At 59.8% G+C, this 22,363-nt stretch carries 20 protein-coding genes; 13 read left to right on the forward strand and 7 right to left on the reverse strand.

Annotated features, from left to right (window positions below):
- Positions 1-91: 91 nt before the first annotated feature.
- Positions 92-979: an EamA family transporter RarD gene (gene rarD, locus ACIP1X_RS15080; protein ID WP_053124495.1), complete on the forward strand. Its 888-nt coding sequence runs from the start codon at positions 92-94 to the stop codon at positions 977-979.
- A 223-nt stretch (positions 980-1,202) separates the two neighbouring features.
- Here rarD and ACIP1X_RS15085 read toward each other — a convergent pair whose 3' ends face one another.
- Positions 1,203-1,721: a glycine cleavage system protein R gene (locus ACIP1X_RS15085; protein WP_400648734.1), complete on the reverse strand. Its 519-nt coding sequence runs from the start codon at positions 1,719-1,721 to the stop codon at positions 1,203-1,205.
- A gap of 705 nt (positions 1,722-2,426) precedes the next feature.
- On the opposite strand from ACIP1X_RS15085, the gene ACIP1X_RS15090 reads away from it, so the two are divergent.
- Positions 2,427-4,604: a malate synthase G gene (locus ACIP1X_RS15090; RefSeq protein WP_400753226.1), complete on the forward strand. Its 2,178-nt coding sequence runs from the start codon at positions 2,427-2,429 to the stop codon at positions 4,602-4,604.
- Between the two features lie 145 nt (positions 4,605-4,749).
- Here the strand turns inward: ACIP1X_RS15090 and ACIP1X_RS15095 are convergent, their stop codons facing one another.
- Positions 4,750-5,196, reverse strand: a complete 447-nt coding sequence (locus tag ACIP1X_RS15095; RefSeq protein ID WP_053124502.1) for a response regulator — start codon at positions 5,194-5,196, stop codon at positions 4,750-4,752.
- A gap of 258 nt (positions 5,197-5,454) precedes the next feature.
- Between ACIP1X_RS15095 and ACIP1X_RS15100 the strand changes: the two genes are divergently transcribed.
- From ACIP1X_RS15100 to ACIP1X_RS15135, 8 genes are all read left to right on the forward strand, one after another.
- Positions 5,455-7,389, forward strand: coding sequence for a DUF294 nucleotidyltransferase-like domain-containing protein (locus tag ACIP1X_RS15100; protein WP_400753229.1), 1,935 nt, complete (start codon positions 5,455-5,457; stop codon positions 7,387-7,389).
- On the forward strand, positions 7,386-8,093 hold the full coding sequence (locus ACIP1X_RS15105; RefSeq protein WP_400753232.1) for a PolC-type DNA polymerase III: 708 nt from the start codon (positions 7,386-7,388) through the stop codon (positions 8,091-8,093). The genes ACIP1X_RS15100 and ACIP1X_RS15105 overlap by 4 nt, the downstream gene beginning before the upstream one ends.
- 308 nt (positions 8,094-8,401) lie before the next feature.
- Positions 8,402-8,878 carry an RNA polymerase sigma factor gene (locus ACIP1X_RS15110; RefSeq protein ID WP_218959295.1) on the forward strand — a complete coding sequence of 159 codons (477 nt, stop codon included), beginning with the start codon at positions 8,402-8,404 and terminating at the stop codon, positions 8,876-8,878.
- Positions 8,875-9,849, forward strand: a complete 975-nt coding sequence (locus tag ACIP1X_RS15115) for a FecR domain-containing protein (RefSeq protein WP_053124509.1) — start codon at positions 8,875-8,877, stop codon at positions 9,847-9,849. The genes ACIP1X_RS15110 and ACIP1X_RS15115 overlap by 4 nt, the downstream gene beginning before the upstream one ends.
- 209 nt (positions 9,850-10,058) lie before the next feature.
- A complete protein-coding gene (locus tag ACIP1X_RS15120; RefSeq protein ID WP_053124511.1) occupies positions 10,059-12,485 on the forward strand; it encodes a TonB-dependent siderophore receptor in 2,427 nt (808 codons plus the stop codon).
- Positions 12,486-12,559: 74 nt separating this feature from the next.
- Positions 12,560-13,690, forward strand: a complete 1,131-nt coding sequence (locus ACIP1X_RS15125; RefSeq protein ID WP_400753235.1) for a PepSY-associated TM helix domain-containing protein — start codon at positions 12,560-12,562, stop codon at positions 13,688-13,690.
- Positions 13,687-13,866 (forward strand): hypothetical protein, encoded by a 180-nt coding sequence (locus tag ACIP1X_RS15130; RefSeq protein WP_159815411.1) that lies wholly within the window; start codon positions 13,687-13,689, stop codon positions 13,864-13,866. Before ACIP1X_RS15125 ends, ACIP1X_RS15130 begins: the two co-directional genes overlap by 4 nt.
- A 173-nt stretch (positions 13,867-14,039) precedes the next feature.
- Positions 14,040-14,669, forward strand: a complete 630-nt coding sequence (locus tag ACIP1X_RS15135) for a glutathione S-transferase (protein WP_400753237.1) — start codon at positions 14,040-14,042, stop codon at positions 14,667-14,669.
- 211 nt (positions 14,670-14,880) lie between these two features.
- Here ACIP1X_RS15135 and creD read toward each other — a convergent pair whose 3' ends face one another.
- The 4 genes from creD to ACIP1X_RS15155 form a co-directional block, all read right to left on the reverse strand.
- Positions 14,881-16,248 (reverse strand): cell envelope integrity protein CreD, encoded by a 1,368-nt coding sequence (creD, locus tag ACIP1X_RS15140; protein ID WP_159815413.1) that lies wholly within the window; start codon positions 16,246-16,248, stop codon positions 14,881-14,883.
- Between the two features lie 176 nt (positions 16,249-16,424).
- Entirely contained in the window at positions 16,425-17,843 is a 1,419-nt protein-coding gene (gene creC, locus ACIP1X_RS15145; RefSeq protein WP_400753239.1) for a two-component system sensor histidine kinase CreC, read from the reverse strand.
- Positions 17,843-18,523 carry a two-component system response regulator CreB gene (gene creB / locus ACIP1X_RS15150; RefSeq protein ID WP_400753242.1) on the reverse strand — a complete coding sequence of 227 codons (681 nt, stop codon included), beginning with the start codon at positions 18,521-18,523 and terminating at the stop codon, positions 17,843-17,845. Before creB ends, creC begins: the two co-directional genes overlap by 1 nt.
- A 72-nt stretch (positions 18,524-18,595) precedes the next feature.
- Positions 18,596-19,099 (reverse strand): ATP-dependent zinc protease, encoded by a 504-nt coding sequence (locus ACIP1X_RS15155; RefSeq protein WP_053124525.1) that lies wholly within the window; start codon positions 19,097-19,099, stop codon positions 18,596-18,598.
- A 257-nt stretch (positions 19,100-19,356) separates the two neighbouring features.
- Here ACIP1X_RS15155 and ACIP1X_RS15160 point away from each other — a divergent pair, with 257 nt between their 5' ends.
- On the forward strand, positions 19,357-20,244 hold the full coding sequence (locus tag ACIP1X_RS15160; RefSeq protein WP_282358363.1) for an acyltransferase: 888 nt from the start codon (positions 19,357-19,359) through the stop codon (positions 20,242-20,244).
- Position 20,245: 1 nt separating this feature from the next.
- On the opposite strand, the gene ACIP1X_RS15165 is transcribed toward ACIP1X_RS15160, so the two are convergent.
- On the reverse strand, positions 20,246-20,803 hold the full coding sequence (locus tag ACIP1X_RS15165; protein WP_053124529.1) for a DUF2780 domain-containing protein: 558 nt from the start codon (positions 20,801-20,803) through the stop codon (positions 20,246-20,248).
- A 148-nt stretch (positions 20,804-20,951) separates the two neighbouring features.
- Between ACIP1X_RS15165 and ACIP1X_RS15170 the strand changes: the two genes are divergently transcribed.
- Together ACIP1X_RS15170 and ACIP1X_RS15175 are read left to right on the forward strand one after the other, a co-directional pair.
- The gene (locus tag ACIP1X_RS15170; protein ID WP_212545027.1) at positions 20,952-21,587 is read left to right on the forward strand and encodes a sigma-70 family RNA polymerase sigma factor; all 636 of its coding nucleotides are present in this window, start codon (positions 20,952-20,954) and stop codon (positions 21,585-21,587) included.
- Positions 21,584-22,258, forward strand: coding sequence for an anti-sigma factor domain-containing protein (locus tag ACIP1X_RS15175; RefSeq protein ID WP_400753246.1), 675 nt, complete (start codon positions 21,584-21,586; stop codon positions 22,256-22,258). Before ACIP1X_RS15170 ends, ACIP1X_RS15175 begins: the two co-directional genes overlap by 4 nt.
- Positions 22,259-22,363: the final 105 nt, after the last annotated feature.

A 22,363-nucleotide genomic window follows, 5' to 3' on the forward strand; every position in this document is an offset into this window, starting at 1 on the left:
TTCACACATTCCTGACCAATCAGCTACGGCATTCGCTGGCAAACCTCCTTACAATCCCCTCCTTTGTTAGCTGCCTAAGCAAGGATTCTGCATGCAAGCTGCCAACCCGCGTCGCGGGTACATTCTGGGCCTCACGGCCTACATCATTTGGGGCCTGTTCCCGATCTATTTCAAAGCCATCGCCGAAGTACCAGCAGTCGAGATCATCATCCATCGGGTGCTGTGGTCGGCACTGTTCGGCGCGTTGCTGCTGATGGTGTGGAAACACCCGGGCTGGTTGCGCGAGTTGCTCGACAATCCCAAACGTCTGGCGATTCTGGCCTTGAGCGGCACGCTGATCGCGGCCAACTGGCTGACGTATGTGTGGTCGGTGAACAACGGACGCATGCTGGAAGCGAGCCTCGGTTATTACATCAACCCGCTGGTCAACGTGCTGCTGGGGATGATGATTCTCGGCGAACGACTGCGGCGGATGCAGTGGATTGCGGTTGGGCTGGCCGCGGTGGGTGTGGCGCAGCAGGTCTGGCAGGTCGGCAGTCTGCCGTGGGTGTCGCTGGTGCTGGCGCTGACCTTCGGTTTCTACGGACTGATCCGCAAACAGGCGCCAGTCAAGGCGTTGCCGGGTCTGGTGGTGGAAACCTGGATGCTGGTGCCGATTGCCATCGCCTGGCTGCTGTTCAACCAGACCGCGACCAGCGCGCAACCCGAGTTCTGGACAACCTCGCAAGCCTGGTGGCTAGTCGCCGCCGGCCCGGTGACGCTGGTGCCGCTGGTGTGTTTCAACGCAGCCGCGCGGCATTTGCCCTACACCACGCTGGGCTTCCTGCAATACCTCGCGCCGACGCTGGTGCTGCTGCAAGCGGTGCTGCTGTTTGGCGAGCACTTGTCGTCCAGCACGCTGGTCGCGTTCATGTTTATTTGGGCCGGTCTGGCGGTGTACAGCGTCGATGCGTGGATAAGTTTGCGCCGGCGCAGCTGATCAAAAAACACACAAACCTCCGCAGGCCACGGTTCTCGTGGCCTGCAACGTTCCGTCCAAAGGTTATCCACAGCGTGATCCCCGCCGTTTGTGTGCAAGTCACTGAATGCTGGCGGTTTTTTGATCAACTCCAGCAAAGCCACGGCGGGCGTGGCGTTGCGCGCAGTCTCTACAGGTTATCCACAGGCAGGTGCACGTTAAAACTGGATAACCTGATTGGCGTTTAAAGGTCTGTGCGTAACACCAGTTCGACCATCAAGTCATCGGCCAGGGTTTCCAGGCGTGACTGCAACACGTCGAGCGACAAGGTTAACGGCACGGCGAGAATCGCTTCGGCGTGGAACAGTGGCTCGCTGCTCATCGGCGCCGGACGTACTTCGGTCACCAGCCGTTCGAGGTTCACGCCCTGCTCGCTGAGCAAACGGGTGATGTCGCGCACGATCCCCGGCCGATCGTTGCCGACCAGGTCCATGGCGATCGGTTTCCAGGTGCAGGATTGTTCGATACCACTCTCAGCGATCAACACGCGAATGCCGTGAGTCGACAATGCTTGTAGGGCATCGACCAATTCGTCGTAAGCCTCTGCCGGCACGCCCACCCGCAAAATCCCGGCAAACTGCCCGGCCATCCGCGACATGCGACTTTCCAGCCAGTTACCGCCGTGCTCGGCAATGCATTGGGCAATGCGCTCGACCTGCCCGGGCTTGTCCGGGGCGAAAACGGTGAGTACGAGATGATCCATGGCGCCGCCCTCTTGTCATGACTGTTGTTATAGAAGGGGAAGTATAGGCAAGGGCGTTGATTCAGCCTGACCCGACCTGCCGTGCTGGAAAACTGTGCCTGGGTTTGGGTTTAGGTTTGGGTTTGGATTTGGATTTGGATTTGGATTTAGGCATGAACCTGTGGCGAGGGGATTTATCCCCGTCCGGCTGCGCAGCAGTCGTAAATCCTGCCAACTCGGTTTACCTGCCAAGAACGCAGGGGGCGGCTTCGCCACCCAACGGGGATAAATCCCCTCGCCACAATTGACCCCACCACCAAGCCCTATGTGACAGATGCCATAGCAGCCAAATAGTATTTATGTGTACAACTTTTGATATTTAGCTGGAACAATCCAATGGTTTTTTGAGAACATCCCGTTCCGCGATGTGACCGCAATGCGACATGAGGTCGCAGAACGACGTAATTAGTCTGATTTTCACAAGCGCAACTCATCATGTAGTATGCCGCAGCGCGCACTACATAACGCTGAACCGATGTCTGCCCGAAGCCTGTTCGCAACCCTGAAAGCCCCGTCAGCAAGGCCCCAAGCCGTTGATTGGTCCCAGCCCAGCCGCCAGCAATGGCATGTACTGGTCGGCAGGTTTGTGGTTTAAATGGCCCAGAGGCTTCATTGTCAAAATTGAAGAGCTGAAAAGCGAAATAGCTGAGCAGAGTGAGGCAAGCAATGACTGAACACGTTCAAGTCGGTGGCCTGCAGGTCGCCAAAGTCCTGTTCGACTTCGTGAACAACGAAGCCATTCCCGGTACCGGCCTCACCGCCGAAAAATTCTGGGAAGGTGCTGACAAGGTCATTCATGACCTGGCGCCGAAGAACAAAGCCCTACTCGCCAAACGCGATGACTTCCAGGCTCGTATTGACGCCTGGCATCAGGAACGCAACGGTCAGGCGCACGACGCCGTGGCCTACAAAGCCTTCCTGCAAGAAATCGGTTATCTGCTGCCAGAAGCGGCTGATTTCCAGGCAACGACGCAAAACGTCGATGATGAAATCGCCCGTACCGCCGGCCCGCAACTAGTTGTGCCGGTGATGAACGCTCGCTTCGCTCTCAATGCTTCGAACGCCCGCTGGGGTTCGCTGTATGACGCCCTTTACGGCACCGACGCGATCAGCGAAGAAGGTGGCGCAGAAAAAGGCAAAGGCTACAACAAGGTGCGTGGCGACAAAGTCATCGCCTTCGCCCGTGCGTTCCTCGACGAAGCCGCGCCATTGGCTGCTGGCTCCCACGTTGATTCGACCGGCTACAAAATCGCCGACGGCAAACTCGTGGTCACCCTCAAGGGCGGCAGCAACAGTGGCTTGCGCGACGATGCACAACTGATCGGTTTCCAGGGCGACGCCAACGCGCCAATCGCGATCCTGCTGAAACACAACGGTCTGCATTTCGAAATCCAGGTCGACGCTACTACCCCGGTTGGCCAGACCGACCCGGCCGGCGTCAAAGACATCCTGATGGAAGCGGCGCTGACCACCATCATGGACTGCGAAGACTCCGTGGCCGCCGTCGATGCTGACGACAAAGTGGTGATCTACCGCAACTGGCTCGGCCTGATGAAGGGCGACCTGTCGGAATCCGTGTCCAAGGGCGGTCAGACTTTCACCCGCACCATGAACCCGGATCGCACCTACGCCGCGCCAAATGGCGGTGAAGTGACGCTGCACGGTCGTTCGCTGTTGTTCGTGCGTAACGTTGGTCACCTGATGACCATCGACGCGATCCTCGACAAAGACGGTAACGAAGTGCCGGAAGGCATCCTCGACGGTCTCGTAACTTGCCTCGCGGCGATGCACAACCTCAACGGCAACACCTTGCGTCGCAACACCCGCACCGGCTCGGTCTACATCGTTAAACCGAAGATGCACGGCCCGGAAGAAGCGGCGTTCACCAACGAGCTGTTCGGTCGCATCGAAGACGTGCTCGGTTTGAAACGCAACACGCTGAAAGTCGGGATCATGGACGAGGAGCGCCGCACAACGGTCAACCTCAAGGCCTGTATCCAGGCGGCCAGCGAGCGCGTGGTGTTCATCAACACCGGTTTCCTCGACCGCACCGGCGACGAAATCCACACCTCCATGGAAGCCGGCCCGGTTGTGCGCAAGGCCGACATGAAGGCTGAGAAGTGGATCGGCGCCTACGAAAACTGGAACGTCGATATCGGTCTGAGCACCGGCCTGCAAGGTCGTGCGCAAATCGGTAAAGGCATGTGGGCGATGCCCGACCTGATGGCCGCGATGCTTGAGCAGAAAATCGCGCACCCATTGGCTGGCGCCAACACCGCTTGGGTGCCATCGCCGACTGCCGCTGCACTGCACGCGCTGCACTACCACAAGGTCGACGTGTTCGCCCGTCAGGCCGAACTGGCCAAACGTGCTCGCGCGTCGGTCGACGACATCCTGACCATCCCGCTGGCGGTCAACCCGAACTGGACGCCAGAGCAGATCAAGAACGAACTGGACAACAATTCCCAGGGCATTCTTGGTTACGTGGTGCGCTGGATCGACCAGGGCGTGGGTTGCTCGAAAGTGCCGGACATCAATGACGTCGGCCTGATGGAAGACCGTGCCACGCTGCGTATCTCCAGCCAGCACATCGCCAACTGGCTGCGCCACGGCGTGGTGACCGAAGCGCAAGTGATGGAAAGCCTCAAGCGCATGGCGCCAGTGGTTGACCGTCAAAACGCCAACGACCCGCTGTACCGTCCGCTGGCCCCGAACTTCGACAGCAACATCGCCTTCCAGGCGGCGGTCGAACTGGTGGTCGAAGGCACCAAGCAGCCGAACGGTTACACCGAGCCGGTATTGCACCGTCGTCGTCGCGAGTTCAAGGCAGCTAACGGCCTGTAAATTTGCGCTGATGTGAAAAAGCCCTGATCGAAAGATCAGGGCTTTTTTATTGGACGCAGAATCAAAAGATCGCAGCCTTCGGCAGCTCCTACAGAGATTTCGTGTAGGAGCTGCCGAAGGCTGCGATCTTTTGATCTTTAATACGTCAAGGCTCAATCCCCAATTCGCGCTTCACCAGCGCCAGCAACTGCGTCGTATCAATCGGCTTGAGCAGAAAATCCACCACGCTCAAATGCATCGCCGCAATCGCGTCCTTCACATCGGCATCGCCCGAGACAATGATGATCGGCATCGCCGCCCGCACCGACTCGCGCACTTGCCGAATCAAGTCCAGCCCATCGACATTGCCCATGCGCAGATCGGTAATCACCAGGCCAATCGAAGGCTTTTCAGCGAGCATCTTCAACGCCGTCTCACCACTCGCCGCGGTCATGCAGCGAATGCCGTCCAACGCGAGAATCTCCGACAGCAGCTCCCGGGCGTCTTTGTCGTCATCGACGATCAGCACACGCTGCGGCGGCAGGTCGGGTTCGAGCATCACTGCGCTGAGCGCTTCTCGCTCGGCGTCGCTCAAAATATCGTGGTCGGACATGGCGTTCTCTAAGTATTCAAATCAATCCCTTGGCAAGTGGTCAGACAGCGCTGGGCAGAGCTTCAATGTGCACTTCGTCGGATTTTTTTCCAAGGGGGTAACCGAGGGAATTTCCGACTGTTTGCGTAGGGCATCTCCGAAACTTCGCCAATGGTGGCAAAACCTAGACTTACGTCCAATGGGCACCCTGTCCGTAGGGGTCGACCATGGCCATAACGATCCGACAACAACAATTCGAAAAAGACTGCGGTAATGGTTATGAGTAAAGCGGACGCCTTCACCCAGGCAGGGAAAACCGCGGTATTGCAGAACATTCAGGGCACCCTGCAATTCCTCCAGCGCTTCCCGCCCTTCAATCAGATGGAACACGCCCACCTTGCTTATCTGGTGGAGCAATGTCAGCTGCGGTTTTACGCTCAGGGCGAGAGCATCATCAAACCCACTGACGGCCCGGTTGAACACTTCCATATCGTCAAGCAGGGCCGGGTGGTCGGCGAACGCCAGCACATCACCAAACCCGGCACCGAGACCACGTTTGAAATCACCACCGGCGAGTGTTTTCCGCTGGCCGCCCTGCTCGGCGAACGCGCGACGCGCACCGAGCATCTGGCCGGCGAAGATACCTTCTGCCTGCAACTGAACAAACTGGCGTTCATCAAACTGTTCGCCCTCTCCAACGCCTTCCGTGATTTCGCCTTGCGCGGGGTCAGCAGCCTGCTCGATCAGGTCAATCAGCAAGTGCAGCAAAAAGCCGTGGAAACCCTCGGCACGCAGTACTCGCTGAACACCCGACTGGGCGAACTGGCAATGCGTCACCCGGTGACGTGCAGCCCGGACACGCCACTGCGCGAAGCGGTGAAGCTGATGCACGAGCAACAGGTCGGTAGCATCGTCGCCGTAGACGAAAACAAGGCACCGCTGGGGATTTTCACCCTGCGCGACTTGCGCCATGTCGTGGCCGAAGGCGTCGGTGATTTCAGCGATGCCATCGAGCGCCACATGACCCGCGCGCCCTTCTATCTCTCGCCGGATCACAGTGCGTTCGATGCGGCGATTGCCATGACCGAACGGCACATCGCCCACGTTTGTCTGGTCAAGGATCAGCGCTTGTGCGGCGTGGTTTCCGAGCGCGATCTGTTTTCTCTGCAACGGGTCGATCTGGTGCATCTGGCGCGGACGATTCGCAGCGCGCAACGGGTCGAACAACTGGTGACCCTGCGCGGCGAAATCGGCCAACTGGTCGAACGCATGCTCGCCCACGGCGCCTCATCGACGCAGATCACCCACATCATCACCCTGCTCAACGACCACACCGTGTGCCGGGTGATCGAGCTGACCCTCGCAGAAAAAGGCGACCCCGGCGTGCCCTTCAGTTGGCTGTGTTTCGGCAGCGAAGGCCGCCGCGAGCAGACGCTGCACACCGATCAGGACAACGGCATTTTGTTCGACGCTCGCGATGCTGCGCACGCCGCAGAGATTCGCGGCAAGCTACTGCCGATTGCCCAGCAGATCAACCAGAGCCTGGCGCAGTGCGGCTTCACCCTGTGCAAAGGCAACATCATGGCCGGCAACCCCGAGCTGTGTTTGTCGCGGGCGGAATGGGCGCGGCGCTTTGCGGCGTTTATTCGCGAGGCGACGCCGGAAAACCTGTTGGGGTCGAGTATTTATTTCGATCTGCGCGTGGTCTGGGGCGATGAAATAGGCTGCGAACAACTGCGCCGGGGCATTCTTGATCAGGTCGGCGACAACCGTTTGTTTCAGCGCATGATGGCCGAGAACGCCTTGCGCAATCGTCCGCCGGTGGGGCGTTTCCGTGAGTTCGTATTGGCGCGCAAGAACGGCGAGAAAGCCACGCTGGACTTGAAGGTTCAGGGGCTGACGCCGTTTGTGGATGGCGCGCGATTGCTGGCGCTGGCCAACGGTATCGACGCCAACAACACCCTCGAACGCTTCCGTCAGTTGGTCGATAAAGAAGTCATCGAACGGCTGGACGGCGCGGCGTATGAAGAGGCGTATCACTTCATTCAGCAAACGCGCATGCAACAGCATCAGTTGCAGACGCGCGAGAATTTGCCGTACTCCAACCGCGTCGATCCCGACAGCCTCAATCATCTCGACCGGCGCATCCTCCGCGAATCCCTGCGTCAGGCGCAGCGCCTGCAAAGCAGCCTGACGTTGCGGTATCAGCTATGAGTCTGTTTTCGTGGCTGCGCCCGGCGAGTCCGGTGGTGCCGGCGGATTTTCAGCAGCGACTGGCGAAGCTGCCGGCTATCACTGAACTGCGCGAATGCACCCTGCGCGAACAACGCTGGGTGGTGCTGGATCTGGAAACCACCGGGCTCAATCTGAACAAGGATCGCGTGTTGTCGATTGGTGCGGTGGTGATCGAGGATGGCGCGATCGACTTCAGTCAGCAATTTGAGCGCACCTTGCAGTGCCGGGAGTTGAAGCTTAGCCCCAGTGTGTTGATTCATGGGCTGGGGCCGAATGCGATTGCTGCCGGTAGTGAGCCGGCTGAGGCGTTGCTGGAATTGCTGGAGTTTATGGGTGACAGCCCGGTGTTGGCGTTTCATGCGCCGTTTGATCAGCACATGCTCGGGCGTGCGGTGAAGGAGCATTTGGGGCACAAGTTGCAGCATGTGTTTGTGGATGTCGCTGATATCGCGCCGCTGGTGTGTCCGCAGGCGCAGATCCGTGAGGCGGGGCTGGATGAGTGGATCGAGTGGTTTCGGCTGGAGGTGTTTGAACGGCATAACGCGAGCGCCGATGCGCTGGCCACGGCGGAGTTGGCGTTGATTCTGTTTAGCCGGGCGCGGGGGCAGCAGATTCATAGTCCGCTAAACCTTCAGCAGCGGTTGAGCCAGTGGAAGCGTCGCCAGCAGGTGCCGTCCTTTTAGATTTTCAGCGCCTGTTCTGGCCTCTTCGCGAGCAAGCCCGCTCCCACAGGTTCTGCGCCGAAAGACGCTCCCTGTAGGAGCTGCCGAAGGCTGCGATCTTTTGACCTTGATCTTCAAAAACAAGATCAAAAGATCGCAGCCTTCGGCAGCTCCTACGGGTTAACCAAGCACATGATCTGACCAGTGGCCAATTGCTAACCATTCCCACCTCTGCGAGAATCGCGAACAATTCGCGTTAGTTAATATTTCCCAATCGGTGATATTCGGTGCCTGCAGCCCAAAGCCCTCACAGTGAACTCGTTGGTGCGATGTATCGCGACCATCGCGGTTGGCTATTGACGTGGCTGCGGCGCAATGTGGCCTGCCCGCAACGGGCCGAAGATCTGAGTCAGGACACCTTCGTACGCCTGCTCGGTCGTGATGAGTTGCTGACACCCCGCGAACCGCGAGCTTTTCTGGTGGCGATCGCCAAAGGCCTGCTGTTTGATTACTTCCGCCGCGCCGCGCTGGAACAGGCTTACCTCACCGAATTGATGCTGATCCCCGAAGGCGAACAACCGTCGGTGGAAGAACAGCAATTGATCCTCGAAGACCTCAAGGCCATCGACCGCTTGCTCGGCAAACTGTCGACCAAGGCTCGCGCTGCCTTCCTTTATAACCGCCTCGACGGCCTCGGGCATGCCGAGATCGCCGAGAAGCTCGGCGTTTCGGTGCCGCGTGTGCGCCAGTACCTCGCGCAAGGTATTCGTCAGTGCTACATCGCCCTGTACGGTGAGCCGACGTGAGCCCGGCCAGTTCCAGACCGGTTCAGGCCCACGTGCTGGACGCGGCGATTGCCTGGCAGTTGACCCTCGATTCCAGCAGTCCGCTGGAGCGCGAAGAATTCGCCAAGTGGCACGCGGCCAATGAAGAACACGCCCGGGCCTGGCGCCAGTTGGGCATGCTTGATCAGCGTTTCAGCGTGGCCAAAGGCCCGGCCCGCAGCGCTCTGCTGCAATCCCGGGAAAGCATTCGTCGCCGGGTGCGCAAGTTGGGCAGTGGTCTGGCGAGCGTTGTGGTGGTCGTCGGCGTGGCGCTGTTTGCTGGCGAACGTTATCTGCCGCTGGATTACTGGCTCGCCGATCAGCGCACCGCCACCGGTGAACAGCGCATCGTGCGTCTGTCCGATGGCACCGTACTCAATCTCAATACCCACAGCGCGGTTGACGTGCGATTCGATGACAAGCGCCGACTGATCGTTCTGCAGGAAGGCGAAATCCTCGTTGAAACCGGTCACGGCGATGCGCGGCCCTTCATCGTCGAAACCCGTGAAGGCAGCATGCGTGCGTTGGGCACGCGGTTTTTGGTCAAGCGAGAAGACGAAGGCACGCGCCTGAGCGTGTTGCAGTCGGCTGTCGCGGCGCATCCGCAATCGAATCCGCAAGAGCAGATCCTCCACGAAGGCCAGCAGGTATTTATGCGCAGTGATGGGCTCGACGCGATTGTCGCCCTCAACCCCGGCGCCGATGCCTGGACGCGCGGCATGTTGGTGGTGGACAACGCACGGCTGGGCGATCTGGTGCATGAGCTTGGGCGTTATCGTCGCGGGCATCTGGGTGTGGCGCCGGAAGTGGCGGATTTGCGCATTACTGGCAGCTTTCCGCTGCATGACACCGATAAGGCCTTGAGCGCGCTGCTGCCGACGTTGCCGGTGCAGATTGAGCAGCACACGCCTTATTGGGTGACCGTCGCGAAGGCTGATACCAAGCCTGAGTGATGGGCTAGCACAACCACCGCTTTCGCGAGCAGGCTCACTCCTACAGTTGAAATGCGTTCCCCTGTAGGAGTGAGCCTGCTCGCGAATGGCGTCGTCCGCCACAACGCTATTTCCCGCAAATCTAAATTATTTTCATCCAGCCCTATCACTTTTTGATTTTCATCCGGCAAGCAGGCAATTGAGAAATATATCCATTCAGGAGCCGCCGTATGTCCCGTTCGCTAGACACCTTGTTGCGCCCCAGTCTGCTGGCCGTCGCCATTGCCCTCAGCACCCCGCTGATCAGCAGCCCGTTGCTCGCCGCTGAACAAGCGTCCAGCGTTCGCGCTTACAACCTGCCGGCGGCGCCTCTGTCGACCACCCTGAACCAGATCGCCAGCCAGGGCGGCCTCGCGCTGTCGCTGAACCCGTCGCTGGCAGCGGGCAAGACTTCGGCACCCGTCAAAGGCCAGTACGACGCGGCCGGCGCGCTGCGTGCAGCCTTGAGCGGCACCGGTCTGCAACTGGAACAAAGCACTTCCGGCACCTACAGCCTGGTCGCCGTACCTGAAGGCGTGATGGCCCTGCCGGAAACCGCGATCATCGGCGTGGAGAATCTGGAAACCGCGTGGAGCCCGGTCGAAGGCTACACCGCCACCCGCACCGCCGCCGGCACCAAGACCGACACCGCGCTGGTTGAAGCGCCGCGCTCGATCTCGGTGGCGACCCGTCAGCAAATGGACGACCGCAGCGTGCACAGCCTCGACGACGCCGTGCGCTACATGCCGGGCATCACCGCCAGCAGTTTCGGCAGTGACACCCGCGCCGACTGGTTGCGTGTACGCGGTTTTGAACCGACCCAGTTTCTCGACGGCTTGCCGCTGCCAAAAGGCGTGTACGCCAACCCGAAACAGGAAACCTGGAACCTCGACCGCCTCGCCCTGCTGCGCGGCCCAGCGTCGTCGGTGTACGGCCAGACGCCTCCGGGCGGCTTGCTGGACATGGTCAGCCGCCGTCCAAGTGCCGAAGCCAGCAGCGAAATTCAGCTGCAATACGGCAGCGACAACCATCGCCAGATCAACTTCGCCAGCACCGGCAAGATCGATGAGGCTGGTCAGTTTCTCTACAGTCTCAGCGGCGTCGTGCGCGACAGTGGCACCCAAATCGACCACGTCGACAACAAGCGTTACAACATCGCGCCGAGCGTGACCTGGAACATCGACGACGATACCAAGTTCACCCTGCTGACCCAGTTCACCCGAGACGATACCGGCATCACCAGCCAGTTCCTGCCGATTCAGGGCACCAAGATCGACATGCCGTTCGGTGACGTTTCTCACCACAAGAACCTTGGCGATCCGGATTGGGAATATTACGACCGCACTTACTACGCGCTGGGTTATGCCTTTGAACATCGTCTGAACGATGTGTGGCAGTTCAAGCAGAACTTGCGTTATACCAAGTCCGATCTGGCATTCCAGGCGCTGACTCCAGGCTCTTATCCGTTCACGATGGTGGATGATCAAGGCAACGTCGGTCGCACTTCCACGGTTGTCGATGAGGACATCAGCCAGTTCGCCGTGGACAACAATTTCCAGGCTGACTTCGCTACCGGCGATATCCGCCACACCCTGCTGCTGGGCCTGGATCACCAGCGCAGCAACACCAATTACACCTCGATTTTCGGCGATGGCTTGACCACCAACGTTGTCAATCCGATCTACGGGCAACCGATCGTACGTCCACCGCGCTCTACCGCGTTTTATGACTACGACCAGAAGACCTACCAGACCGGCCTGTACGTGCAGGATCAAATGGCTCTCGACCAGTGGCGCCTGACCCTCGGTGGCCGTGAAGACTGGGTACACACCAGCACCCAGTTCATCAACAAGGGCGATGCCACCAACACGCAGCGCGACAAAAACTTCAGCGGCAACGCGGCGATCAGCTATGTCTTCGATTCGGGCTTTGTGCCGTACCTGTCGTACGCCGAGTCCTTCCAGCCAACCGCTGGTGCCGACGCTACGTCCACCGATTCGCTCAAGCCAACCGAAGGCAAGCAGTGGGAACTGGGCATCAAGTACCAGCCACCGGGCAGCAAAACCCTGCTGACCGCTGCGGTGTATGACCTGACCCAGAAAAACGTTTCCGTAAACACCAACGTCAATGGCGTTTCGATCACCAGCCAGACCGGCGAAGTGAAAGTCAAAGGCCTGGAACTGGAAGCCGTTTCGGACGTGACCGATAACCTCAAGGTCATCGCCGCCTACACCCTGGCCAAGTCCGAAGTGCAGAAAGGCGTCGACAAGGGCAATCGTCTGCAACTGATGCCGAACCAGCAAGCCTCGCTGTGGACTGACTACACCTGGCACACCGGCGTGCTCGACGGTTTCGGCGTGGGTGCTGGCGTGCGTTACACCGGCAACACCTACGGCGACAAAGGCAACACCTGGCTGGGCAAGGCGGATGCCTATACCGTGTTCGACGCGAGCGTGCATTACGACCTCGGCCGTCTGGACAACAGCCTCAAAGGCGCGTCGCTGGCACTGAATGCGACCAACCTGTTCGACAAGGACTACATTTCCACCTGCGACAGCTTCTACTGCTACTACGGCGATCAACGCAGCGTCGTCGCCAGCGCCACTTACAAGTGGTAAGCGACTGAGCTGAAACAGGCCCTGTTACCAGGCCGTCCCTCGTGGACGGCTTTGGTGTTTTTGAAGGTCATGAAATGAAAAGTAAAACAATTCGTCGCTGGTCGTTTATCCACACCTGGACCAGCCTGATCTGCACCGTGTTTTTGCTGATGCTGGCATTGACCGGTTTGCCGTTGATTTTCAGCCATGAGATCGATCATCTGCTGGGCAATGCCCCCGAGTTGCGAGAGATGCCGGCCGACACGCCGCAACTCAACCTGCAACAACTGGTGGATGCCGCGCAGAAACATCGGCCGGGCGAGGTCATGCAGTACTTCGGTTACGACGACGAAGAGCCAAACGCTGCGTTTGCGATCATGGCAAAAACCGCCGGCACCGAACCGAACTCCTCGCACACCTTCATGCTCGATGCGCGCACCGGTGAAGCACTGGAAACCCCTTCGGCCAACGGCGGTTTGATGCTGTTTATCCTGCGCCTGCACGTCGACATGTTTGCCGGGTTGCCGGGCAAATTGCTGCTGGCGTTCATGGGTTTATTGTTTGTCGTGGCGATTGTTTCGGGGACGGTGTTGTACCTGCCGTTCATGCGTCGGCTGAAGTTCGGCACGGTGCGTCAGGACAAATCCACGCGACTGCGCTGGCTCGACCTGCATAACCTGATTGGCGTGGTGACGCTGACCTGGGCCTTGGTCGTCGGCGTGACTGGCGTGATCAGTGCCTGCGCCGATCTGCTGATCGCCGCATGGCGCAACGAGGCCCTGACCGCGTTGATCGAACCTTACCGCGACGCGCCACCGCTGACACAACTGGCGCCCGCCACGCGTTTGCTCGACATTGCCGGCGAAGCTGCGCCGGGCATGAAACCGGATTTCATCGCCTTCCCCGGCACGCGCTTCTCCAGCGAGCACCATTACTCGGTGTTCATGAAGGGTGGCACGCACCTGACTTCGCATCTGCTAACGCCGGTGCTGATCGACGCCACCACGCTGAAGGTCACCGCTGTGGCGGAACGACCGTGGTACATGGACGCGATGGGCATGTCGCAACCGCTGCACTTTGGTGATTACGGCGGCATGCCGATGAAGATCCTTTGGGCCACACTCGATGTGCTGACCATCATCGTTCTCGGCAGCGGCGTGTATCTGTGGGTCGTGCGGCGCAAGGCGGCCAAGCCTGTGCTGGAAACGGCGGAGGCCTCTGCATGAAGCCGCGTCAGTCGAATTTCTGGAAAGTCTTCAGCACGCCGTTGGTGATTGGTCTTCTGAGTGCGGCGGGACTGTTTGCGGCGTTGCTGGGGGACGGGATCTGGGATGCGCTGAGCTGGGTGGGGTTGGGTGTGCCGGCCTTCCTGGCCCTAAAAGGATTACTGCTGCGAAGCTAAACAACCTGTGGGAGCGAGCCTGCTCGCGAAAGCGCTCTAACACTCAACATCAACGTTGACTGGACCGACGCCTTCGCGAGCAGGCTCGCTCCCACATTGGTTTTGCGCTGGGCTTGAGGCGGCGGCGTTACGCGCTATGCTGCCCGTTCACCATTCTGATCGAGACCCTGCCAATGTCCGCCCCCAGCATGACCCTGTACCACAACACCCTCTCCCCGTTCGTGCGCAAAGTAATGGTCTTGCTCCACGAAACCGGTCAGCAGGATCGCGTTGCCCTGCAAGACTGCGTGCTCTCCCCGGTCAGCCCGAGCGCCGAGCTCAACGCCGACAACCCGCTGGGCAAGATCCCGGCCCTGCGCCTGGCCGACGGCACGGTCATCCATGACAGCCGCGTGATCCTCGAATACCTCGACCACCAGCACGTCGGCAACCCGCTGATCCCGCGCGAAGGCTCGGCCCGCTGGCGCCGTCTGACCCTCGCCTCGCTGGCCGACGGGATCATGGACGCCTCGGTGATGGTGCGTTATGAACAGGTCCTGCGCGCCCCGGAAAAACACTGGGATGAATGGCTCGATGCACAACGCGAGAAGATCCGTCGCGCGCTGAATCTGTTGGAGCACGATGCGATTGCCGAGCTGACCAGCCACTTCGATGTGGCCGCGATCAGCGTGGCCAGTGCGCTGGGCTACCTCGACCTGCGCTTCCCCGACCTGGGCTGGCGCGAGGCCAATCCGCAACTGGCTAACTGGTTTTTTGAAGTGAGTCAGCGACCGTCCATGATCGCGACGATGCCCAAGCCTTAGTTTTTGGGTGCCTGCTCCGGCCTCTTCGCGAGCAAGCCCGCTCCCACAGTTGATTTGTGTTGTTCATGCCATGGTTGCAGCAACAAAAATCCAATGTGGGAGCGGGCTTGCTCGCGAATGCACCACCTCGGTTCCACAGGCAGAAACGCAATAATCCGCGTCACCAACTCATCCTTCCACAGCTGATCCTCGCGCAACCCCAGCGACCGGCTCATTCCACCACCCCGATATCAAACTCCAACGGTTTGGCCGGCTTCTGCCCGATCCCGTACCAATCCAGTTTGCGCGTCAGCACCATAAACACACCGAGCAAGCCGAACAGCAGCAACGAGCCCATCAACAGCGCGTAATCCTCGGCACTCAACAGCCCATAAAGCAGTCCATACAACGCCGCCAACCCCGCCGAAAAACTCAAGCCATGGCGCACGCTGCGCAGCACGTGGCAGACGTAGAACCCGATCAGCAACACACAAGCACTGGCCGACAGCAGATACGCCAGGGCAAAACCGATGTGCTCCGACAGCGACAGCAGCAACAGATAGAAAAACGCCAACGCGACACCGACCAGCGCGTATTGCACCGGGTGCACCGCGAGACTTTTCAGTACTTCGAAGAGAAAGAAACCGGCGAACGTCAGGACGATAAACAGCAACGCATATTTGATCGCCCGGTCACTCTTCAGGTACTGATCCACCGGGTCGATAAAACTCACGCCAAAACTGCGGCTGTTGAACGCCTCGCAATCGCCCATCACACAGCGATGCATTGCTTCCTGCAGGTTGGTGGAGAAAAACGAGGTCTGCCAATCGGCCGTGAAACCCTGATCGTTGATCTCGCGTTTGGCCGGCAGGAAGTTGCCGATGAAGCTCGGATGCGGCCAATTCGCGCCGAGGCTGACACTGCTGGTCTTGCCCACCGGCAGCACGCGCAACGAACCGGTGCCTTGTAGTTGCAGATCGAAGGCGAACGCCAGCTCGGTGGTTTTGCTGGTATCCAGCGTCGGCAGCGTGACCCGCACCCCCTCACCGAGCCAGGCCACTTCCGTGCCCGGAACAAAGTCCAGACGCTGACCATCAAGCTCCAGTTTCAGCGCGTTTTCGATGCCGCGAATGTCGCTGATACCGACGGCGAGAAACGGCGCGTCAAACTGGTAGTCCGCGAAATCTTCCTTGATGCCCAACTGCGCCGGCAGTGAGAAATGGCCATTGATGCGATTGTCGGCATGGAACAGTCGCGCCTCGTAGATCCCGCGTTTACGCAGTTCGGTCTGCACCTGGCCGTCGAGCTCAAAACGCTCGGGCAGAAAGTACAAACGCCCGCGCTCTTCGCCGATTTCCTGGTAACGCTTGTTGGTTTTTTCGTTGGTTTTCCAGGTGCGCACCACTTTGCGATACGGCACCACCATCACCGGGCCGCTGACCTGCTGGCTGTAACTGGAACTGCGGGCGATGTCTTCGAGCACGCCGTCGCGCAGCTGTTGGCGCTCGTCGATGACGCCATCGATCATCAACAGCGGGATCAGCAATAGCAGGATCAGCAGCGCGATGGCGCCGAGCTTGATGGTCAGATTCTTGTTCATGGGACTCTCCCTGTTTTGATGGGGGGAGTCTGGGGATGGGGTGTGGGGGTTTTGTGGGGGGAATGTGGAGATTGTGTGGAGACTTCAATGCCCCCATCGCGAGCAGGCTCACTCCTACAGTTGATCGCATTCCAATCTGTAGGAGTGAGCCTGCTCGCGATGGCCGCGCCTCGGTCTCAAGACAAGCGCAATGTCACCTCAACGCCGCCCTCAACGTTGCGAATGCTCATCGAACCACCATGCAACTTCACCACTTCTTCAACAAAATTAAGCCCAAGCCCCGTGCTCTTGCGGCCGCTGTCCGGGCGCGGCAGCGAGTAAAAACGCTCGGTCAATCGCGGCAGCGCGTAACCGGGAATCGCCGCTGTTTCATTGAACAAACGAAATTCAATCTGCTCACCAACCCGCTCGGCACTGAAACGCAAAAGCCCCTGCTTCGGGGTAAAATCCAGCGCATTCTCCAACAGATTACCCAGCGCCTGACGCAACAGAAACGGCTCGCCCATCAACAACAGATCCGCCGCAATCGTCTGCTCGATTCGCAACTGCTTCCCTTCAATCCGCGCCGCCTGCGCCTGCAACAACTCATCCACCAACACTGCCAACGGCACCGCAACCCGCTCTTCCAGCCCTTGCCGTTGTTCGACCTGCGCCAGATTCAGCAGCCGCTCGATCAACTGCTGCATCCGCGCACTTTCGCTGTCGATGTTGCCGACAAAACGCAGGCGCTGGATCGGCGGCATGTCGCCTTGCAGCAATTCTGCCGCGCCACGAATCGCCGCCAACGGACTTTTCAGTTCATGGGTCAACGTATGCACGTAACGCTCGACGTAGGCCTTGCCTTCCAGTTGCGTGCGCATCTGTTCGACGGCGGTGGCGAGCTGCTCCAGTTCGCCACCGCGATAGTGCGGTACTTCAACACGGCGGCCTTCGCTGACGGCTTGGGCATAACCGGTCAAGCGGTGCAGCGCGCGACTCAGCCACCACGACAGCAGCGCGCCAAACAAGAGGCCGAGGCCGATCAAACCGGCGCCGTAAAACAGCAAACGTCGCTCGGTGCGATCAACGTAAGGCTGCAATGAGCTGTTGGGTTTGGCCACGGTGACCACGCCGATGATCTTGCCGTTATCGCGGATCGGCGCGCCGACATGCATCACCGACGAGCTCGCGTCGTTCGGATCGCTGCGGGTCGAACGTGCGCCGTATTCACCGCGCAAAGTCAGGTAGACGTCGTTCCAGCGCGAGTAATCCTGACCCACCGCAACGCCGCTGGAATCGAGCACAACGATGCCTTTGGCGTCGGTCACATAGATACGGTGATTGACCTGATTTTTCGGCAAGCCCCAGATCGTCGCTTGCGGCTGGCGATCACCATAAGCGCGGAGCAATTCGGGCCAGCGATTTTCGCTGAGGGTGCCTTCCTTGAAATCGTCACGAAGTATTTCCGCCATCAAATTCGCGGTATCAACCAGGGTTTCTTCGGTGGACTGGCGCACGCCGGGGCGAATTTCTTCCATCACCGTGTTGAGCACGAAATAACCGGTCAGGCCGATAAACAGCACGTACACCAGAAAAATCCGCAGCCCCAGCGACATCAGCTGTGCCCCGGGCTGTAGCTGTAACCGAGGCCGCGATGGGTCTGGATCGGTTCGGCTTCGGCGCGCACCAGCCGCAGTTTGGCGCGCACGCTTTTGATATGGCTGTCGATGCTGCGTTCGTAACCGGCATCGGCCGCGACGCCCAGCGCATCAAGCAATTGCTCGCGGCTGAACACCCGTTCGGGTTGTTCGAGCAGGCATTGCAGCAGACGGAATTCGTGGCGGGTCAGGCTTAACGTCTGGCCGCGATAGCTGATTTGTACGCGCTCGGGGTCGATACGAAACAGCGCCGAGGTGGATTCAATCGGCGGACGCGGCGCCATGCGTTTGAGGATCGCTTTGACCCGCGCCGCGACTTCTCGCGGGCTGAACGGCTTGACCACATAGTCGTCAGCGCCGATCTCCAGACCCACTACGCGATCAATCTCGGCATCGCGAGCGCTGAGGAACAGCACCGGCACTTCGCTGAAACGTCGCAGCTGTTTGCAGGTTTCGAAGCCGCTGATGTCCGGCAGGCCGATGTCGAGGATGATCAGGTCGGCCGGGGTCTGCCGCTGATGTTCCAGCGCCGCCGCGCCGAGGCTCAGCCACGTGGTGCCGAACCCCTCGCCTTGCAGGGCGAAAATCAGCGTGTCGGCAATCGCCGCTTCGTCTTCGACAATCAGGATATGAGGCATGGCATCCGAGCCCGTGGTTGAGTGCGCGAACGGTGCCCCAAGCCTGACGTCACGTCAATGAGACCACTTGGCTCAGCAGTCAGGTTTGTCAGCGGTGAAGCGACGTGCCGGGTTTACCGCAGCGCCGAATTCACGCAAGGCTTTGGCACCGATCAGCAACGGGTAATTGAAGTTGCTGCGGTCGGTCAGGTTGACCTCAACGGTACGCTTGACGTCGCCCAGGCACAGCTCCAGATCGACCACCGGGCGTTTGGCGACTTCGGTGCTTTCACCCTCGTCCTCTTCATCCGAGCGGCTCTTGATCTTGCTGATCCGCGCGACTTTGTGTTCGTAGACTTTGTTGCTGGCGTCTTTAGTGCCGAGGCGGAAACGCACCCAGTCTTCGCCGTCGCGGGTGAAGGTTTCGATGTCCTTGGCCGACAGCGAGGCGGTCAGCGCGCCGGTGTCCATCTTGGCCTTGAGCACTTCACCGCCGATTTCCGGCAGCGCGATGTATTCGTAGCGCCCGTACAGGGTCGGCTCGGCGGCCATGACCGGCAGGGCGACGAGGGCAAACAGTGCAAGGAGGGATTTCACGTAAGGGGCTTCCTTGGGGAGTTGGGCAACGGGATTTTAGACCGTTGCGCGCTTGATCGTTCCCACGCTCTGCGTGGGCATGCATCCAGTGACGCTCTGCGTCACAGGGACGCGGAGCGTCCCGGGCGGCGTTACCACGCAGAGCGTGGGGACGATCAGGTTAACGCGAATAAAGTGAAACATTCGTCAGCGCCGATTTGGCCTGCCGCGCGAAGCTGCTTATCATGACGCGCCCAACCCACGTCATAGAGTTGCTTATGCGCCGCCTGCTCACCGGCTGTTTCGTCACCCTGCTGCTGTTGCTCAACACCCTGATCCTGATCGGGCCGTTGCTGGTGTTTGCCCTGCTCAAACTGGTCGCGCCGGGCCGTTGGCGCGACTACGCGTCGGGGGCGGTGATGTGGATTGCCGAGACCTGGGCCGAAATCGACAAGCTGATTTTCCGCCTGTGCATCCCCACCCAATGGGACATTCGCGGCGGCGAAGGCCTGCGCGGCGACACGTCTTATCTGGTGATCAGCAACCACCAATCGTGGGTCGACATTCCGGCGTTGATCCAAACGCTGAACCGGCGCACGCCGTTCTTCAAATTCTTCCTCAAGAAAGAACTGATCTGGGTACCGTTTCTGGGACTGGCGTGGTGGGCGCTGGATTACCCGTTCATGAAGCGCTACACCAAGGCGTTTCTGGCGAAGAACCCGGAGCTGGCGGGCAAGGATCTGGAAATCACCAAACAGGCCTGCGAGCTGTTCAAGCGTCAGCCGGTGACGGTGGTGAATTATCTGGAAGGCACGCGCTACACGGCGGCGAAAAGCGCCGAACAGCAATCACCGTTCAGCCATTTGCTCAAGCCCAAGGCCGGCGGCGTGGCGTTTGTGTTGGCGGCGATGGGTGAACAGCTGGATGCCATCCTCGACGTGACGGTGGTTTATCCACAGGCACGGATTCCAGGATTCTGGGATTTGATCAGCGGCAACGTGCCGAGAGTCATCATCGACATCAAAACCCGCGAACTCGACCCGGCGCTGTGGCAGGGCGATTACGAAAATGATCCGGCGTTTCGCCAGACCGTCCAGAGCTGGGTCAACCAGCTCTGGAACGAGAAGGATCAGCGCATCGCCGAACTGCGCGACGAGCGGCGCTGACTCAGCTACCGGCGCCGACGCCCCAGATGCTGCCCAGGCTGGTCAGCAGCGAACCGCCAACGCCTTGATCACCCAAGTACTTGAGCAGCACCGGGGCAAACTGGCCGACCATGCCGCTGTCCATGCCCAACGCACCAAAGGCGTTGTTCAGGTCATTGGTGTCCTTGACGTTACCCAAGGCATTTTCCAGACCGGCGGATTTGCCGGACTGACCCAGCAACCCGCTCAACGCCGCCAGGTTGCCGCTACCGCCCGACAGCTTGTCGATGCCCGGCACTTCTTTGGCCAACTGCGAATAATCAGTGCTGCTCAATTGGTTCTTGGCCAGACCCAACATGGCGCTGGTGCCGCCAACGGCTTGTTGTGGCGTAACCCCCAGACCGGTGACGGCTTGCAGCAAACCGGCCGTTTCCGAGGTCGGCGCTGCGGCAGTGGCAGCGTTGCCGCCCTGCATGCTGGCAGCGGCCTTGGTGACGTCGTCCAGACTGAAACCGGCAAACGCCGGGCTCGCCGCCAGGGTCATGAGTGATGCCAAGGCAAAACCGCGTGAAATCTTCATTCAGACATCCTCTTGCGCTGTGAAAACTACCCGTCAATGGGCAGCGAAACTGCCGGTTTGACCGAGGATACGCCGGCATGTTCCGGTGCAGAGCATCCATTTTCCCCCGTCTCACGTATATGAATCGTGAAACCCTGGAATTGTCGCGATGAATGGCACAACCGCTGTCGCTGAACTAGCCTGTGAACAGCCCGAGTCTAGCCCTCGTCGCCCATCCATTGCCTGGAGAGTCGTTATTTCCACCGCCGAGACCGATCAGCTAAGGCAGCTGTTGGCCCAGTGTTCACTGGGTGATCGGCGCGCCTTCGAAACCTTGTACCGCAGCGTCGGCCCGCGCCTGCACGGCGTGGCCCTGCGTTTCATGGGTCGCGCGGATCTGGCCGAAGAAGTATTGCAGGAAGCCTTCGTACGGATCTGGAACAACGCCTCGCGCTACGAATCGCATCTCTCGGCGCCGATGACCTGGATGATCAACATCACCCGCAATCAGGCCATCGACCAGTTGCGCAAACACCGCGACCGGCCGCTGACCGACCTCGAACAGGATGCCCTGCAGGACGAAAGCCCCTCGGCCCACGATCAATTGAGCAGCGCCCGTGAGGCTCACGCCCTCAACCGTTGCCTGGAAACCCTCGAAGGCATGCAGCGCCAATCGATCACCGTCGCCTACTTTCACGGCTTGTCCTGCTCGGAACTCGCCGAACATTTGGCCGCGCCGCTGGGCTCGGTGAAATCGTGGATCCGCCGAGGCATGGAACGCCTGCGCCGGTGCCTTGAATCATGAACTACCAGACCCCTGCCCTGCGCCGCGCGCTCGCAGCCGATTACGCGATCGGTCTGATGTCAGCGCCTGCGCGTCGACGGTTTGAGCAGTTGCTGCTGGACGACGCGGCGTTGCGAGCGGAAGTGGCGCAATGGCAGGAAACGCTGGTGAGCCTCACCGAATCCCTGCCGGAACATCCGCTGCCCGATCGCGTGTGGCAAGGCATCACCGCGCGCATCGAACCGCAAGTGCTGCATGTGCCCGAGAAGCGTCCGTTCTGGAACTGGCTTCGCGTTATGGCGGCGGTCTGTTCAATTGTTGTGCTGGTGTTCCTCGGTTCGCTGTACAACCGCGATGATCCTCGCTACACCGCGACGCTGTTGACGGCCAGTGCGCAACCTGCTCTGAAGGTTGAGGCGCATGAAGATTATCTGCAGGTCGAGCCGCTGACGCTGGCGGCGGTTGATGCGGATCGCAGTCTGGAACTGTGGGCGATTCCGGCGGATGGCAAACCGATTTCGCTGGGGGTGATTCCGGCTGGGGGTAAAGGCAAAGTTGAGTTGAGCGAGGCGCAGCGGGGGTTGATTGGGCAGCCGATTGCGTTGGCGGTGAGTCTGGAGCCTAAGGGTGGTTCGCCGACCGGGCAGCCGACTGGGCCGGTGCTGTATCAAGGGGCGTTGGCGGCACTGTAAAGCAAAGCCCCTCACCCTAGCCCTCTCCCGGAGGGAGAGGGGACTGATTGGGGGATATTGACGCAATACGCCGACCTGCCAGTGCTGTACTGAATCCATAATCGA

It is taken from the genome of Pseudomonas sp. NPDC088885 (assembly GCF_044750025.1).
Lineage (GTDB): Bacteria > Pseudomonadota > Gammaproteobacteria > Pseudomonadales > Pseudomonadaceae > Aquipseudomonas > Aquipseudomonas rustica.

Excerpts from the sequence above, each read along its gene's own strand:
- ACIP1X_RS15175 (WP_400753246.1), top strand. The coding sequence starts at position 21,584 with ATGAACTACCAGACCCCTGCCCTGCGCCGCGCGCTCGCAGCCGATTAC.
- ACIP1X_RS15135 (WP_400753237.1), top strand. The coding sequence starts at position 14,040 with ATGTCCGCCCCCAGCATGACCCTGTACCACAACACCCTCTCCCCGTTC.
- ACIP1X_RS15085 (WP_400648734.1), bottom strand. The coding sequence starts at position 1,721 with ATGGATCATCTCGTACTCACCGTTTTCGCCCCGGACAAGCCCGGGCAG.
- ACIP1X_RS15090 (WP_400753226.1), top strand. The coding sequence starts at position 2,427 with ATGACTGAACACGTTCAAGTCGGTGGCCTGCAGGTCGCCAAAGTCCTG.
- ACIP1X_RS15105 (WP_400753232.1), top strand. The coding sequence starts at position 7,386 with ATGAGTCTGTTTTCGTGGCTGCGCCCGGCGAGTCCGGTGGTGCCGGCG.
- ACIP1X_RS15160 (WP_282358363.1), top strand. The coding sequence starts at position 19,357 with ATGCGCCGCCTGCTCACCGGCTGTTTCGTCACCCTGCTGCTGTTGCTC.
- creD (WP_159815413.1), bottom strand. The coding sequence starts at position 16,248 with ATGAACAAGAATCTGACCATCAAGCTCGGCGCCATCGCGCTGCTGATC.
- rarD (WP_053124495.1), top strand. The coding sequence starts at position 92 with ATGCAAGCTGCCAACCCGCGTCGCGGGTACATTCTGGGCCTCACGGCC.
- ACIP1X_RS15110 (WP_218959295.1), top strand. The coding sequence starts at position 8,402 with ATGTATCGCGACCATCGCGGTTGGCTATTGACGTGGCTGCGGCGCAAT.
- ACIP1X_RS15100 (WP_400753229.1), top strand. The coding sequence starts at position 5,455 with ATGAGTAAAGCGGACGCCTTCACCCAGGCAGGGAAAACCGCGGTATTG.
- ACIP1X_RS15095 (WP_053124502.1), bottom strand. The coding sequence starts at position 5,196 with ATGTCCGACCACGATATTTTGAGCGACGCCGAGCGAGAAGCGCTCAGC.
- creC (WP_400753239.1), bottom strand. The coding sequence starts at position 17,843 with ATGTCGCTGGGGCTGCGGATTTTTCTGGTGTACGTGCTGTTTATCGGC.
- ACIP1X_RS15170 (WP_212545027.1), top strand. The coding sequence starts at position 20,952 with ATGAATGGCACAACCGCTGTCGCTGAACTAGCCTGTGAACAGCCCGAG.
- ACIP1X_RS15120 (WP_053124511.1), top strand. The coding sequence starts at position 10,059 with ATGTCCCGTTCGCTAGACACCTTGTTGCGCCCCAGTCTGCTGGCCGTC.
- ACIP1X_RS15165 (WP_053124529.1), bottom strand. The coding sequence starts at position 20,803 with ATGAAGATTTCACGCGGTTTTGCCTTGGCATCACTCATGACCCTGGCG.
- ACIP1X_RS15130 (WP_159815411.1), top strand. The coding sequence starts at position 13,687 with ATGAAGCCGCGTCAGTCGAATTTCTGGAAAGTCTTCAGCACGCCGTTG.
- ACIP1X_RS15125 (WP_400753235.1), top strand. The coding sequence starts at position 12,560 with ATGAAAAGTAAAACAATTCGTCGCTGGTCGTTTATCCACACCTGGACC.
- creB (WP_400753242.1), bottom strand. The coding sequence starts at position 18,523 with ATGCCTCATATCCTGATTGTCGAAGACGAAGCGGCGATTGCCGACACG.